Annotated in this window: 18 protein-coding genes; 12 read left to right on the forward strand and 6 right to left on the reverse strand. The window is 39.0% G+C overall.

Annotation, left to right across the window (positions count from 1 at the left end):
• Position 1: 1 nt before the first annotated feature.
• The 4 genes from GY23_RS01380 (at position 2) to GY23_RS01395 (ending at position 4,750) form a co-directional block, all read left to right on the forward strand.
• Positions 2-979 (forward strand): alpha-ketoacid dehydrogenase subunit beta, encoded by a 978-nt coding sequence (locus GY23_RS01380; protein WP_075617415.1) that lies wholly within the window; start codon positions 2-4, stop codon positions 977-979.
• Between the two features lie 43 nt (positions 980-1,022).
• Positions 1,023-2,396: a dihydrolipoamide acetyltransferase family protein gene (locus GY23_RS01385; RefSeq protein WP_075617416.1), complete on the forward strand. Its 1,374-nt coding sequence runs from the start codon at positions 1,023-1,025 to the stop codon at positions 2,394-2,396.
• A gap of 3 nt (positions 2,397-2,399) precedes the next feature.
• Positions 2,400-3,812, forward strand: coding sequence for a dihydrolipoyl dehydrogenase (gene lpdA / locus GY23_RS01390; RefSeq protein WP_075617417.1), 1,413 nt, complete (start codon positions 2,400-2,402; stop codon positions 3,810-3,812).
• Between the two features lie 122 nt (positions 3,813-3,934).
• The gene (locus GY23_RS01395; RefSeq protein ID WP_075617418.1) at positions 3,935-4,750 is read left to right on the forward strand and encodes a polysaccharide deacetylase family protein; all 816 of its coding nucleotides are present in this window, start codon (positions 3,935-3,937) and stop codon (positions 4,748-4,750) included.
• A gap of 108 nt (positions 4,751-4,858) precedes the next feature.
• Here GY23_RS01395 and GY23_RS01400 read toward each other — a convergent pair whose 3' ends face one another.
• Positions 4,859-6,328, reverse strand: coding sequence for an aminotransferase class I/II-fold pyridoxal phosphate-dependent enzyme (locus tag GY23_RS01400; RefSeq protein WP_075617419.1), 1,470 nt, complete (start codon positions 6,326-6,328; stop codon positions 4,859-4,861).
• 179 nt (positions 6,329-6,507) lie between these two features.
• Between GY23_RS01400 and GY23_RS01405 the strand changes: the two genes are divergently transcribed.
• Entirely contained in the window at positions 6,508-7,467 is a 960-nt protein-coding gene (locus tag GY23_RS01405; RefSeq protein WP_075617420.1) for an NAD(P)H-dependent flavin oxidoreductase, read from the forward strand.
• Between the two features lie 15 nt (positions 7,468-7,482).
• A complete protein-coding gene (locus tag GY23_RS01410; protein WP_075617421.1) occupies positions 7,483-7,761 on the forward strand; it encodes a UPF0223 family protein in 279 nt (92 codons plus the stop codon).
• 156 nt (positions 7,762-7,917) lie between these two features.
• On the opposite strand, the gene GY23_RS01415 is transcribed toward GY23_RS01410, so the two are convergent.
• On the reverse strand, positions 7,918-8,544 hold the full coding sequence (locus GY23_RS01415; RefSeq protein ID WP_075617422.1) for a YktB family protein: 627 nt from the start codon (positions 8,542-8,544) through the stop codon (positions 7,918-7,920).
• A gap of 157 nt (positions 8,545-8,701) precedes the next feature.
• On the opposite strand from GY23_RS01415, the gene GY23_RS01420 reads away from it, so the two are divergent.
• Together GY23_RS01420 and GY23_RS01425 are read left to right on the forward strand one after the other, a co-directional pair.
• Positions 8,702-8,899, forward strand: coding sequence for a hypothetical protein (locus GY23_RS01420; protein WP_075617423.1), 198 nt, complete (start codon positions 8,702-8,704; stop codon positions 8,897-8,899).
• 105 nt (positions 8,900-9,004) lie between these two features.
• A complete protein-coding gene (locus GY23_RS01425) occupies positions 9,005-9,796 on the forward strand; it encodes an inositol monophosphatase family protein (protein ID WP_075617424.1) in 792 nt (263 codons plus the stop codon).
• A gap of 205 nt (positions 9,797-10,001) precedes the next feature.
• Here the strand turns inward: GY23_RS01425 and GY23_RS01430 are convergent, their stop codons facing one another.
• Positions 10,002-10,187 carry a YlaF family protein gene (locus GY23_RS01430; RefSeq protein ID WP_075617425.1) on the reverse strand — a complete coding sequence of 62 codons (186 nt, stop codon included), beginning with the start codon at positions 10,185-10,187 and terminating at the stop codon, positions 10,002-10,004.
• 114 nt (positions 10,188-10,301) lie between these two features.
• Here GY23_RS01430 and typA point away from each other — a divergent pair, with 114 nt between their 5' ends.
• Both typA and GY23_RS01440 read left to right on the forward strand, forming a co-directional pair.
• The gene (gene typA, locus GY23_RS01435) at positions 10,302-12,149 is read left to right on the forward strand and encodes a translational GTPase TypA (RefSeq protein WP_075617426.1); all 1,848 of its coding nucleotides are present in this window, start codon (positions 10,302-10,304) and stop codon (positions 12,147-12,149) included.
• Positions 12,150-12,174: 25 nt separating this feature from the next.
• A complete protein-coding gene (locus GY23_RS01440; RefSeq protein ID WP_075617427.1) occupies positions 12,175-12,504 on the forward strand; it encodes a YlaH-like family protein in 330 nt (109 codons plus the stop codon).
• Here GY23_RS01440 and GY23_RS01445 read toward each other — a convergent pair.
• The 3 genes from GY23_RS01445 to GY23_RS01455 are packed head-to-tail and all read right to left on the reverse strand — an operon-like array spanning position 12,491 to position 13,665.
• Entirely contained in the window at positions 12,491-12,892 is a 402-nt protein-coding gene (locus GY23_RS01445; protein ID WP_245827539.1) for a hypothetical protein, read from the reverse strand. The genes GY23_RS01440 and GY23_RS01445 overlap by 14 nt on opposite strands.
• A 56-nt stretch (positions 12,893-12,948) precedes the next feature.
• Positions 12,949-13,152: a YlaI family protein gene (locus GY23_RS01450; protein ID WP_075617429.1), complete on the reverse strand. Its 204-nt coding sequence runs from the start codon at positions 13,150-13,152 to the stop codon at positions 12,949-12,951.
• Positions 13,153-13,164: 12 nt separating this feature from the next.
• The gene (locus GY23_RS01455) at positions 13,165-13,665 is read right to left on the reverse strand and encodes a hypothetical protein (protein WP_075617430.1); all 501 of its coding nucleotides are present in this window, start codon (positions 13,663-13,665) and stop codon (positions 13,165-13,167) included.
• A gap of 167 nt (positions 13,666-13,832) precedes the next feature.
• Here GY23_RS01455 and GY23_RS01460 point away from each other — a divergent pair, with 167 nt between their 5' ends.
• Complete coding sequence (locus GY23_RS01460) at positions 13,833-14,114, forward strand: Fpa/YlaN family protein (RefSeq protein ID WP_075617431.1); 282 nt, start codon at positions 13,833-13,835, stop codon at positions 14,112-14,114.
• A 66-nt stretch (positions 14,115-14,180) separates the two neighbouring features.
• Positions 14,181-15,344, forward strand: a complete 1,164-nt coding sequence (locus GY23_RS01465; RefSeq protein WP_075617432.1) for an FtsW/RodA/SpoVE family cell cycle protein — start codon at positions 14,181-14,183, stop codon at positions 15,342-15,344.
• Positions 15,345-15,358: the final 14 nt, after the last annotated feature.

Below are 15,358 nucleotides of genomic sequence, written 5' to 3' on the forward strand. Positions count from 1 at the left end.
GATGGCACAATTGACGATGATTCAAGCAATTACGGACGCACTCCGTACAGAGCTTAAGAATGATGAAAACGTCCTCGTCTTCGGTGAAGACGTTGGAAATAACGGTGGGGTTTTCCGTGCGACTGAGGGATTACAAAAAGAATTCGGTGAAGACCGTGTATTCGATACTCCATTAGCTGAGTCCGGTATTGGTGGTTTAGCTGTGGGTCTTTCATTAGAAGGATTCCGTCCAGTTCCTGAAATTCAATTCTTTGGTTTCGTTTATGAAGTAATGGATTCAATCAGTGGTCAACTTGCACGTATGCGTTTCCGCAGCGGCGGTGTTTACAACGCACCGGTTACCATTCGTTCACCATTCGGTGGAGGCGTTCATACACCTGAAATGCACGCGGATAGTTTAGAAGGATTGGTTGCGTCTCAACCAGGTTTGAAAGTTGTCATCCCTTCTTCACCTTACGATGCAAAAGGTTTATTGATTTCTGCGATTCGCGATAACGATCCGGTTATCTTTTTGGAGCACATGAAGTTATACCGTTCATTCCGTGAAGAGGTTCCTGAAGAAGAATATACAATTCCTTTAGGAAAAGCAGCAGTGAAACGTGAAGGAACTGACTTAACGATCATTGCTTATGGTGCAATGGTTCAGGAGAGCATGAAAGCTGCAGAAGAACTTGAAAAAGAAAACTATTCAGTAGAAGTCATTGACTTACGTACTGTTCAACCTTTAGATATCCCAACAATCATCGCTTCTGTTGAAAAAACAGGACGTGCTGTTGTTGTACAAGAAGCACAAAAACAAGCGGGTGTAGCAGCAAACGTAGTTGCTGAAATTAACGAACGTGCAATATTGAGTTTAGAAGCTCCTGTTCTTCGTGTATTTGCACCAGATACGGTCTTCCCATTCTCACAAGCGGAAACAGTTTGGTTACCGAACTCTAAAGATATAGTAGCGACAGCTAAAAAAGTATTAACGTTCTAATAGGTAGTTCTAATAGACACTCACATCAGAAAGGGTGAATTTTGTGGCATTTGAATTTCGATTACCAGATATCGGTGAAGGTATCCATGAAGGCGAAATCGTTAAATGGTTTGTAAAAGCCGGCGACACGATTGGCGAAGATGATATATTATGTGAAGTTCAAAACGACAAAGCAGTCGTTGAGATTCCTTCACCAGTAGCAGGAAAGATTGAAGAAGTAGTAATAGGTGAAGGTACAGTGGCAACAGTAGGACAAGTACTGATTCGCATTGATGCACCTGGCTATGAAGATCTTAAATTTAAAGGCGATCACGAAGATGAGCCGAAAGCACAGGTAACAACAGAATCACAAGTGCAAGCTACTTTGGAAGATGGTAAAGAAGTGAACAAGGAAGCGACGCCTGTAGCAAAAGAACTTGCGCCTGAGAAGCAAGTCTCTGAAGCGACAAATGCAGCTCCTAAAGCACAAAAAGACCTTAATGGTCGTGTCATCGCGATGCCTTCTGTACGTAAGTTTGCACGTGATAACGATGTAGAAATTACTCAAGTAAGTGGGTCTGGTAAAAATGGACGTGTGATGAAACAGGATATTGAGGCGTTCATGAATGGTGGACAATCAACTGAAGCAGAAGCGGCTATTTCTACTCAAGAAACGGTTACTGAAGAGAAAGTTGAAAAAGTTGCACAAGTTGCAGCTCCGTCACTTGAAGGCGAATTCCCTGAAACACGTGAAAAAATGTCGGGTATCCGTAAAGCGATTGCAAAAGCAATGGTTCATTCGAAACATACAGCACCTCACGTTACGTTAATGGACGAAGTAGATGTTACTGAGCTTGTTGCTCATCGTAAAAAATTCAAAGATTTAGCAGCTGAAAAGAATGTGAAATTAACGTATTTACCATATGTAGTAAAAGCATTGGTAAGCACTTTACGTGAATTCCCAGACTTCAATCGTTCATTAGATGACGAAGCAAGCGAAATCATCCAAAAACATTACTTCAATATCGGGATTGCTGCCGATACAGAAAAAGGTTTGTTAGTGCCAGTCATTAAACACGCAGACCGTAAATCTGTATTTGCTATTTCAGACGAAATTAATACGCTTGCAGGGAAAGCTCGTGATGGTAAATTATCACCTTCAGAAATGAAAGGTGCATCATGTTCAATCACGAACATCGGTTCAGCTGGTGGACAATGGTTCACACCTGTCATCAACCATCCAGAGGTTGCAATTCTCGGAATTGGTCGAATTGCAGAGAAACCTGTAGTAAAAAATGGTGAAATTGTAGCTGCTCCTGTGTTAGCATTATCTTTGAGCTTTGATCATCGTATGATCGACGGTGCGACTGCTCAGCACGCATTAAATAACATTAAGCGTTTGCTAAGCAATCCAGAACTTTTATTAATGGAGGCGTAAAAAATGGTAGTAGGAGATTTCCCAATTGAAACTGACACGCTCGTCATTGGCTCAGGCCCTGGCGGATATGTGGCTGCAATTCGTGCAGCGCAAACTGGACAAAAAGTTACAATCGTTGAAAAAGGTGCAGTTGGTGGCGTTTGTCTAAACGTTGGTTGTATCCCATCAAAAGCATTGATTTCAGTAGGTCACCGTTTTGAACACGCTAAACACTCTGATGATATGGGGATTACAGCATCTAACGTGACAATTGACTTTTCTAAAGCACAAGCTTTCAAGGATAGCGTAGTTAAGAAATTAACTGGTGGAGTTGAAGGTTTATTAAAAGGGAATAAAGTCGATATCGTAAGTGGGGAAGCGTACTTTGTTGATACAAACACAATTCGTGTGTTGACTGAAAACGCAGCGCAAACATACACATTTAAACACGCAATTATTGCTACTGGATCTCGTCCGGTTGAAATTCCAACGTTCAAATTCTCAAAACGTGTCCTTAGTTCAACAGGTGCATTAGCACTTGACGAAATCCCAGGGAAATTAGTCGTGATCGGTGGGGGATATATCGGTACTGAATTAGGTTCTGCATTTGCAAACTTAGGTTCAGAAGTAACGATTATTGAAGGCGGCAATGACATTTTAGCTGGTTTTGAAAAACAAATGACACAAATCGTTAAAAAAGGCTTGAAGAAAAAAGGTGTCGAAGTTGTTCTTAAAGCATCTGCAAAAGGTGTTGAAGAAACAGAAACTGGCGTAACAGTAACGTATGAAGCAGGCGGCGAAGAGAAGAAAGTCGAAGCGGATTATGTATTAGTAACAGTGGGTCGTCGTCCAAACACAGACGAAATGGGACTTGAAGAAATTGGAATTAAATTTGGCGAACGTGGATTAATTGAAGTCGACAAACAAGTACGTACAAACATTCCAAACATTTTTGCAATCGGTGACGTAGTATCTGGACCTCAACTTGCACACAAAGCTTCTTATGAAGGTAAAGTGGCAGCTGAAGTGATCGCTGGCCAAACATCTGTAGTGGATTACTTAGCAATTCCAGCAGTATGTTTCACAGATCCAGAACTTGCAACAGTTGGGTTAAATGAAGAACAAGCGAAAAAAGAAGGATTTGAAGTAGCGGCAGGTAAATTCCCATTCGGAGCGAATGGTCGAGCACTTGCGTTAAATGCCACTGATGGTTTTGTGAAACTAGTTTCACGTAAATCTGATGGTCTACTTCTTGGAGCTCAAATCGTTGGTCAAGGAGCTTCGGATATGATTGCTGAACTTGGTTTGGCAATAGAAGCTGGTATGACAGTAGAAGACATTGCGATGACTATTCATGCACATCCTACATTAGGTGAAATTGCAATGGAAGCTGCAGAAGTAGTTATGGGTCATCCAATTCATATTCTTTCAAAATAATGAAATGAATTAGCCGTACAGCCACATGGTTGTGCGGTTTTTTTGTCGTTTTATGAATTGTAATAGAAAGATTTGTCGAAAATATGATAAAATGGCAATCGAAAGGGTTACGGTGATTTCGCATGAAATATAAAAAATTATTGATTATGAATTTATTAATATTATTGCTAGCGGCATGCGGTGACAAAGAAGAAACAAAGACGCCCGTATCCGCGCCTAAAGAACCGGTAGTAGAAGTAGAGAAGGAAGAAGAACAAATTGAAGAAGTGGTAGAGGCGCCTATAAATGAAGTGGTAGAACCCTTGTATGTCCTAAATGAAGCAAACTGGACATTTAAACCGATAGCAGATGCCCCGAAAAAAGTAGTATTACTTACAATCGATGATGCACCGGACAAACACGCATTGGAAATGGCTAAAACATTAAAAGCCTTAAATACACCAGCAATATTTTTTGTCAATGGTCACTTTTTGGACACCGATGAAGAAAAGGCCGTGTTAAAGGAAATCCACGATTTGGGGTTTGCTATAGGAAATCATACGCAAACGCATGCCAATTTAAAAGATTTGTCTGAAGAACAACAACGTGCAGAAATTATGCAAACCAATGAAACGGTAGAATCCATTATTGGGGAAAAACCAAAATTCTTCCGTGCTCCATTTGGTTCGAATACAGATTTCAGCCGTGCATTAGTGAAGAACGAGGGCATGCTTTTAATGAATTGGACATATGGCTACGATTGGGAAAAGCAGTATCAAAATGCTGAAGCTTTAACAAATATCATGGTGAACAGCGAATACTTAACTAACGGAGCCAATTTGCTAATGCATGACCGAGAGTGGACAGCAGCAGCCCTTAAAGGGATTGTAGATGGATTACGCGGAAAAGGCTATGAAATGATTGATCCTGCTACGATACAAGGTGTGAAGGCAGAATAAGGCTGCCACATCGTTCTTGTAAGATAAGTGTGGGGTCATGAGTTGTATTTTAATTGAAAAGGCTGAGCATGACCGATCATAATCGGTTGCTCAGCCTTTTCTTATTCATCAATTTGACTCTTTATAGTCTTTAATAACACGAATTAATTTCAGTTCATCATCTTCTGGACCTTGAACAGGTAAACCGGCTTCTATATTCATATGAATATAGGCAATGTTTTCATCTGTAATTATTTCCCCAGGAATAAAAATTGGAATTCCTGGCGGATAGATCATAATAGACTCAGCAGAAATACGGCCTGCAGATTCACTAAATGGCACTATTTCCGTAGAGGCATAAAATGCATCGCGAGGTGTCATTGCGAGTCGTGGAATACCTGGAACTGTCACATGTGATTCCACAATAGCTGCTTCAGCATCAAAGGCAACAGACATGCGGTTAAGAGCATTTACCAAGATGTTTACCTCTTTATTCGTATCGGCGATCGTGATAATACATAAAATATTGTAAAGATCCGAAAGTTCGATTTCAATATTTGCTTTTTCACGTAACCATTCTTCAGCTTGATGACCGGAGATTCCTAGATTCTTTACACTAATTAATAATTTGGTAGGATCCATATCGTACGTTGCAGATGTGCGTAATACTTCTTTTCCGACACAACGTAAGTGTGGAATTTGATTGATTCGTTCTCTAGCATCAGATGCTAATGAAATGGTTTTTTCGATTAACTCATGCCCGTGAATCGCTAGTTGGCGTCTTGCTGTATCTAGTGACGCTAATATAGGGTAAGAAGTTGATGTCGTCGTAAGCATTGATAAAATCGACTGAACGCGTTTTGATGAGACAAGTCCTTCTTTTACATTTAACACTGAACTTTGTGTCATGGAACCACCGAGCTTATGCACGGATGTGGCAGCCATGTCCGCTCCTGCTGACATAGCTGATACAGGTAGGGACTCATGGAAGTGAATATGAACGCCATGTGCTTCATCCACGACTACTGGAATCGAACGGGAATGTGCAAGTTCAACAATACGAGATAAGTCTGCGGAAAATCCGAAATAGGTTGGATTAATCACTAATACGGCTTTTGCTTCTGGGTGTGCTTCTAATGCTTGTTCAACTGATTCGGCTGAAATCCCATGTGAAATCCCAAGCTCTGAATCGACCTCAGGATGAACAAAAACGGGCACTGCACCCGCAAAAATAATGGCAGACATAATAGACTTATGCACATTACGAGGGACGAGGATTTTATCGCCAGGACCTACAACGGATAAAATCATGGTCATGATCGCACCGCTCGTTCCTTGGACGGAAAAGAATGTATAGTCAGCACCAAAAGCTTCTGCAGCTAGTTCTTGTGCTTTTTTGATTACCCCTTTTGGAGAATGTAAATCATCAAGTGGAGCAATGTTAATTAAATCAATGGAAAGAATGTTGTCGCCAACGAACTCGCGAAACGCTGGATCGACACCATATCCTTTTTTATGTCCGGGAATATGAAATTGAATAGGATGTCGATTGCGATGTTTAAGCAAGGCATCAAATAATGGGGTTTCTAACTGAGACAATGGACGTGCCACCTCGACTTTCTTAAAGAGTGTTCAAAAAGCACACTATAAATACATTATTAATATGAAAAACAAATGAATTATAGCATTTTGGCTTGCTTTTGACTATATAAATATAAAGGATTTTCAATAATTATGCCGAATTATGTAACATGTAGACGTTAGGAGGATGAGTAGAATTGAACTGGAATACACGAATAACTGAATTATTACAAATAAAATACCCAATTATTCAAGGTGGTCTGGCATACCTCGCCTATGCCGATTTAGCTGCAGCTGTATCAAATGCAGGAGGACTTGGTCAAATTACCGCAATGAGTTTGGGGTCACCGGAAGAATTAAGAGCAGAAATAAATAAAGTTCGTTCCCTGACAGAACAACCATTTGGTGTTAACTTTTCAATCGGTGAGCATGGGCGTTCATTTGAAGAGATGTTGAATGTAGCAATAGAAGAGGGCGTTTCTGTGGTATCCATGACAGGTGGGAATCCAACACCTATATTTGAGCAACTTAAAGGAACGAGCATAAAGAAATTGGTCTTAGTTGCGGCAACAAGACAAGCACAAAAAGCACAGGAACTCGGTGCAGATGCCGTCATGGTCGTTGGGCAAGAAGGTGGTGGTCACTTAGGCAGGGATGATGTAAGTACCATGGTACTGGTACCTCGTGTTGTGGATGCCGTTTCGATCCCTGTTATTGCTTCGGGTGGAATCGGTGATGGTCGTGGAATGATGGCTGCTCTAGCTTTAGGTGCAGAAGGAATTGAGATGGGGACGCGTTTTATTGCAACAAAAGAATGCATACATGCATCACAAGTGTATAAGCAAGCATTAATTGATAGTAGCGAAACTGGGACGACAGTTATTAAACGTTCAATAGGATCACCAGCTCGTGCGCTGAAAAACCAGTGGACCGAAAAAATACATGAAATTGAAGCAGTAACACCTACCTATGACGCGTTAAAAGAGTATATTAGCGGTCAGGCTAACAAACAATACATATATGAAGGACTAGAATCGCAAGGTTTTGGATGGGCAGGACAAGTGGCTGGTCTAATTGATGATGTTCCGTCAGTTGAGGCATTAATTACAAGAATGATTGCACAAGCAGAGGGCTTCCGCGTAAAATGGATGGAATGAAAGGAAGTGTTTCAAATGAGTTATTCTTACCCTTTTTCACCTGAATGGTCTACAGATGAAATCGTCGATGTTGTGAATTTTTTTGCGGCGATTGAACGAGCCTATGAAACAGGAATTAAACGAGAAGAATTAATGGCAAAATACCGACGATTTAAAGAAGTGGTTCCTTCAATGGCAGAAGAGAAAACCTATTTTCGTGAATTTGAAAAAGAAAGCGGTTATGTCTCTTTTACTGTCATCAAAAAACTGAAAGATGCTCCTGCAGGAAGCATAATAAAAGGAGCGGGGAAATAATCCCTCGCTCCTTTTATTATTTAGCTATGTTAACGCTCCTGTTACTAATCGAACGGGTACGCTAGCCACATATTCCGCATGAGCCAACTTACTGGTGAGCCTCATGCTTCACGCTTTTGCAATTAATTCAACTTCAATAGCCAACTTTAATAAGTCCTATTTTTTATTCACCATAATATTGTAAACAGGTAACAGTGCCTCGAATGTTTCTTCCGTGAAGGCTTCAAACTCTTCAGCAGTCATTGCAACAGCTTGATCGCGTGTAAGATGACGTCCTACTAAGAATTCGGCTTTTTTTACATCACGTAAACGCTTCAATAATGATTCTAAATCCCCTTTATGAGCTTTTTTTAGTGGCGAAGCTTCCGGGGACATGTGATCTCCAGATAGGATGAAGTCTTGAGGCAACTTCTTGAATAAACTTTTTTTCTTTAATAGTCTTTCTGCAATCTGAACTTTATCTGGCACTTCATATATGACAGCCAGTATCACAAAGACATGCGTCCCCCATAAACCGATTTGAAAATGGGGCATTGCTTTATATCCGCGTTTATAAGGGGCGAAAGCTACCCATGAATCTTTAGGTGGATTAACCGACCGTCTTGCATGTTTTGCTACATGCGGATAAAATTCGTCCCCTGTTTTAGCAGAAAAGAAAGTAGCATATGTTTGCCCAAATGCTTCAAACTTTGGACGGACTTTTTCAATCAACGACTGCATACGATGTTCTAATCCTTCTATTTGAAATACCTCGAAATCGGTATCATTCCATTTGTTTTTCATTTTTTTCCCGCCTTTCACAATTCCTACGTTTAGTTTAATCAAAAGATGGGAAAAAATCATGTAAGAGAACTTTATGGAGTTGACAAAATCGAAATCTCACCATAAAGTATAAAAACTTTCTGAATTTTAAGAAATAAAAGAAAAGGGGTGTAAGACCATGAAACAAGTAGTCCATATCATTCGTAAAGAAGACGTTGAGAAAAAATTAATTCAAGGTTTAAGATTAGAGCTTGACTATGAACTTGCCTCTTTGTTCGATGCCATCCAAATTCAAGATCAAGCTGAAATCGACAAGAGCAACGCAAGATTGATTGAAATTCATCAAGAGCTGGGGGCAATGAATGCTTTACATTAAAAAGAAAAATATTCATTATACTTAATCACCCGGCCGTCTATTTCTGACAGCGGGTGTTTTTTTGTTTATAATTGAGGAAGAATATTTAGAAAGGCGGCTAGTCTATTGGAACTTCATAAGCTCGATCGCTATGCAAAGGCCTTAATAAAAGAAGCAGGTAGTAAGATTCGCCATTCTTTCTCCAGCGAGCTGGACATTGAAACGAAAGCAGATGCCAACGATTTGGTGACAAATATTGATAAAGAAATTGAACAATTTTTTATTGAGCGAATAAGAAAAGATTATATAGGACATAGGATTTTAGGAGAAGAAGGCTTCGGAGACGATGTGAAGTCTTTAGATGGATTCATATGGATGTTGGATCCTATTGACGGCACGATGAACTTTATTCATCAGCAAAGAAATTTCGCCATTTCTTTAGGGATTTATCAGGATGGAATTGGGGTTTTAGGGTACATATATGATGTGATACATGACGAGTTGTATAGTGCACAAAAAGGACAGGGAGCTTATCTAAACGATGAGCGAATCCCGATGTTGGAACCAACAACGATCCCAAATGCTATAATAGGAATGAACGCTAGTTGGGTAGTGCCTAATCATCATATTGAAAATGAAGGGCTTATTAGGCTTGTTCAAGATGTTAGGGGAATTAGGTCCTATGGGTCGGCTGCTCTTGAGCTCGCGTATGTGTCAACTGGTCGTATAGATGCTTATATGTCAATGCGTCTCTCACCGTGGGATGTAGCGGGTGGGATTGTAATTGCTACAGAAGTAGGGGCAATAGCGACTAATTTAAGCGGACAACCACTGAAGTTTTTGGGTCAAGATACATTTTTAGTGGCTCGCAAGGGTCTTCATGATTCCTTACTGGCAAATTATATTGCGTTAAAATAAAGTCACGGGTAAACTACACTGTTGATTTTTGTTGCAATGGACTTTGGTCCTACTCTTGCGACGAAGCTAGCGCAGCAATGCAGGAGCAGATGTTTTTCGCCGCGTTCCACCACAATCAATAAAATAATTAAAATCAACAGTATAATATAGCCAAAATAAAGAGCAGGAAATGGAATCATTCCACTTCCTGCCCGTGCTCAAAACCTTATAATAATCCTTGATCGCGCATTTTCTTTTTTGTTTTGAAGCCAAATCCCATCACAAAAATAAGAATCAAAATGCTGATTATTATGCCTGGGAAACTTCGTAATCCGACAGAAATGCCTATTGCGAACATTGATAACAAAGCTAGTAAGGCGTAAAGTACAAATACCCATTTTATATTTTTCACGGAAAGTCCCTCCAAAGAATGATAAAAATTTTCTAAATAAAATCTGACAAATAGTTTCAACATGTGCTATAATAACACAGTTAAGGACTCGAAAAAAGAATATGGAGTGAAATAATGACTAATTTAAGAAATGATTTAAGAAATATTGCAATTATTGCCCACGTTGACCATGGTAAAACAACTTTAGTTGACCAAATGCTAAAACAATCAGGAACTTTCCGTTCTAATGAACATGTGGACGAGCGTGCGATGGACTCAGGTGATATCGAACGTGAACGCGGGATTACAATCTTAGCTAAAAACACAGCTATTCAATATAAAGATGTAAAAATTAATATTCTTGATACACCTGGTCACGCTGACTTTGGTGGAGAAGTAGAACGTATCATGAAAATGGTAGACGGTGTTTTACTTGTAGTTGATGCGTACGAGGGCTGTATGCCACAAACGCGTTTCGTATTGAAAAAAGCATTAGAACAGAATCTGCAACCAATCGTTGTCGTTAATAAAATCGACCGCGACTTTGCACGTCCTGAAGAAGTTGTTGATGAAGTTCTGGAACTTTTCATCGAGCTTGAAGCAAATGATGAACAATTAGAATTCCCTGTTATTTTCGCATCAGGTATGAACGGTACTGCAAGTCTTTCTTCAGATGTTAATGACCAAGAAGAAAACATGAAAGTAATTTATGATGCGATTATTGAACATATTCCAGCTCCTGTGGATAACAAAGAAGAGCCACTTCAATTCCAAGTTTCTCTTTTAGATTACAACGATTACGTTGGACGTATCGGAATTGGTCGTGTTTTCCGTGGAACAATGGAAGTTGGACAACAAGTATCACTTATGAAATTAGACGGCAAAGTGAAAAACTTCCGTGTTTCTAAAATGTTTGGTTTCATGGGACTAAAACGAGTAGAAATTCAACAAGCTCATGCTGGTGATTTGATTGCCGTTTCAGGAATGGAAGATATTAACGTAGGTGAAACAGTTTGTCCTACTGAACATCCTGAAGCACTACCAATCTTACGTATCGATGAACCAACTCTTCAAATGACGTTCTTAGTGAACAACAGTCCATTTGCTGGACGTGAAGGGAAATGGGTAACATCTCGTAAAATCGATGAGCGTTTACAATCTCAACTTGAAACAGACGTTTCTCTTCGTGTAGATCCAACTGATTCTCCTGACGCATGGGTCGTATCTGGTCGTGGAGAACTACATTTATCAATTCTAATTGAAAATATGCGTCGTGAAGGTTTTGAACTTCAAGTTTCTAAACCAGAAGTTATCGTTCGTGTTATTGACGGAGTTCGTTGTGAACCTGTTGAACGTGTACAAATTGATGTCCCTGAAGAGCATGTTGGTTCAATTATTGAATCAATGGGTGAACGTAAAGGTGAAATGCTTGATATGGTGAACAATGGTTCAGGTCAAGTACGTTTAGTATTTATGGTACCTGCTCGTGGATTAATTGGTTACACTACTGATTTCATGACACTTACACGTGGATACGGAATCATTAACCACACATTTGATAGCTACCAACCAATGCAAAAAGGTCGCGTAGGTGGACGAAGTAAAGGTGTTCTTGTTGCCATGTCTACAGGACAAGCATCTGAGTATGGGATTTTAGGAATTGAAGATCGTGGTACAATTTTCGCTGAGCCAGGTATGGAAATTTATGAAGGAATGATCGTTGGAGAGCATACTCGTGATAATGACTTAACAGTTAATATTACGAAAATGAAAGCTGCCAACAACATTCGTTCTGCGAATAAAGAAGCGACAACAACTCGTAAAAAACCACGTATCATGACGTTGGAAGAATCACTTGAATACCTAAACGAAGATGAGTACTGTGAAATCACACCTCAATCAATTCGTTTACGTAAAAAAGTATTAGACAAAGCTGAACGTGAACGCGTAACAAAAAAATCAAAAACAGCTGAAAATAACTAAGTCGTTACCTAAGGGGTGAAAAATCTTGGGCGAAGAGCAATTTGTCTATGATAGTATGTACCCGATGGCGCGTTATCTTTACGAAACGCTTCCAAATTTCACGTTGGCAGGATACGTTTTGTATCTTGTCATCTTCCTATTATCTGCAGTGGTATATAAACTCGGATTTGCCAAGAAATTAAAAATGTCACAGAGTGTTATCATTTATATTTTCTTGCTAATAGGTTGTATTATGCTGACATTCTTAGCGTTCTTCCTACCAGTCGTAGAAGGGTTAATTATCGCAGCCGTGATCTTAATCTTATATAAAATCCGGTTATATAATGAAAAAAAGAGAAGTGCTAGCGTAAACTAGCACTTCTCTTTTTTTTATATAATAATGGTAACAGCCACATATAAAACACATGTGCGACGCACCAATAAGTAAATGCTAGCCAATCATCCCACTGAGGAACTTCTTTATTTGAGAGGTCGCTCAGGATGAAATAAGAGCCAATTGCAGGTAAACAAATGATAAAACTTAAAAACCATAGCGACGGAAATTGACCTCGAAATTGCAGGAATTCAACTGAAATGATAAAGATAAATGCAATAACGATAGATATCAACAAATGAAAGAGGAATTCAATTGGTTCGACCCAATCTATATGCCCAATTAGCGGAATAAAATCAACATTAAGCAATAATGTATAGACATTGATTTCCGTTATGGATTCACATAGCTTTAACAATAAACCCATCATAAATCCACTCAATACTCCTATTAAAAGAGAGTCCAAAAATATCCGTCGAAAGTACATTAGAAATCTTCTTCAATTCTCCGGGAACTTTTGTAGAACACAAAATCTCCTGTAGCTAATCGAGCATTCGTTTTTTCACTTATGCGATCGTGGCAAGGATCACACATATAAGTATGAATCGGACGATTACGTAACTTTTTGGCTTGAGGAGAGTCATCTTGTAATTGATTTACAACCTCGCAAATGACGCATTTTACACGCATCGGACTAACCTCCTAATCAACTCGGATGGCTTCTACATGTTTTATCGGGTTCTCTAAGTTTGAACCGTCAGCAAGAAGCACATGAACAAGACCTTCTTCACGTAATGGTTTTCCATCCTGGCTGTATTTCAAAATCAATGAGTCTGCTTGTTCCAAAGAAAATCGATATTCTTCACCAGTAGACGTTTCAAATACGACAGAAGTTGCTCCATCATTCACTTCTGCATTCTTAAGAAAATGTTTCAAATAGATACCAAATGTACCAGTTAGCATTTTTGTTTTTTCATATTTCTTTTCTGATTTCAATGTTGGAGGGTAGGTAGCGCCTTCCATAATTTCACGAGACCAATGCGCAGACACCTTTTTTGTATACTCTGCAAGCTCGTCCTTTTCAGTGTATTGTTCAGTGAAAAATGTATTTAAATCGATACGTCTATCATCAAAAATCCATACACTCGGATCAAGTGTTATGTTGAATTTAACCTCACCTTTAATGTGAATAATAGTTTCCATGATTTTGGTGCCTCCTAAAATGTTTTGTCGCACTTACTAGTATAACGCTAAGCTTATTGGTAAAAAAGAATTATGTTTTCTAATTGATGTATCGATGAGACACTTGCATTTTTGACGCTAGAAAGATACACTTTATTAAGAATATAATAGGTAATGGGGGCGTCCTCATGGATACTAAATCAAAACAATCATATCAGCAAAAAGCTGTGGAACAATTAAAAGCGGATGCTGAGAAAATAGCAAAATTAATAAAAGTACAAATGGATCATTTAACCATCCCACAATGCCCGCTTTACGAAGAAGTATTAGATACCCAAATGTTTGGTCTTTCTAAAGAGATCGACTTTGCAGTAAAACTTGGGCTTATTGAACGAGTTGAAGGTAAATTACTTCTTTCGACACTTGAAAAAGAGTTATCTTTATTGCACGATGCGTATACAGAGAAATAAGTAAAAAACTCAAACTCTCCAAGTGTTTGAGTTTTTTTGCTAGAAAAAAGAAAAAGAGGGTTCCCGATGATTCCATATGTAAAACGTTATATAAAAAACTTTGATTTCCCTTTATTTATTACATATATGTTCTTATGTTTATTTGGTTTAGTGATGATTTATAGTGCTAGCATGGTATGGGCTGTTAATGTTTATGGTTATGAATCGGATCATTTTTATAAACGTCAAGTTATTAATCTACTGGTCGCTGTACCCGTTTTTCTGATCGCAGCATTCATTCCATATAAACATTACCGACGTAAACCGATTATGGCACTGATGCTCATTATTATGTTTACACTACTATTAGCCGTTCATTTAATTGGTGATGATGTAAACGGAGCGAAAAGTTGGATTACTCTAGGGCCTATACGGTTACAACCATCAGAGTTAGCGAAAATCATATTAATTTTATATTTTGCTGGTGTATTTGCTAATAAGAGTGCGAAAGGGTATTTGGACTCCCTCGAAAATTCAATTGTACAACCTATAATAGTGCTGGTTTTGGCATTTTTCATGGTAATGTTTGAAGTTGATATGGGATCTGCGGCGATAATATTGTTCGTTACTGTCTCTACTTTACTTGCAAGTGGCATTCGATTTAAAACATTTGCTAAATTATTTGGTATTATTTCCGGTGCAATCATAATCCTTTCGCCGTTTTTATATATGTTTCGCGATCGATTAATTACTCCTAAACGTCTAGAGAGATTAGAAGCATTCATGCATCCATTTCAATACGAACAAGATGCTGGTTTTCAAATAGTTAATGGCTATTTGGCAATTGGAGCAGGGGGATTAAAAGGGTTGGGATTGGGTCAATCGGTACAAAAGTTAGGGTATTTACCGGAACCCCAAACCGATTTTATCATGGCAATTATTGCGGAGGAATTGGGTGTGTTTGGCACGGTTTTGGTTATTGGTGGACTAGCGTTTATTGTGTTACGAGCTTTCTATATTGCATTAACTACTAAAGACACGCAAGCACGAATGATTGCCACTGGGGTAGGAAGTTTGATTGGATTCCAGACATTTATTAATTTAGGTGGACTTTTAGGTATTATCCCACTAACTGGAGTTCCACTGCCGTTTATTAGTTATGGCGGAACATCGGTGGTTTTGTTATCTTTAGCTATGGGCATATTGTTAAATGTCTCCATGTTTGTCAAATACGAAAAAACGCGAAGCTGAGGGGTGTCATATCA

It is taken from the genome of Paenisporosarcina indica (assembly GCF_001939075.1).
GTDB classification, from domain to species: domain Bacteria; phylum Bacillota; class Bacilli; order Bacillales_A; family Planococcaceae; genus Paenisporosarcina; species Paenisporosarcina indica.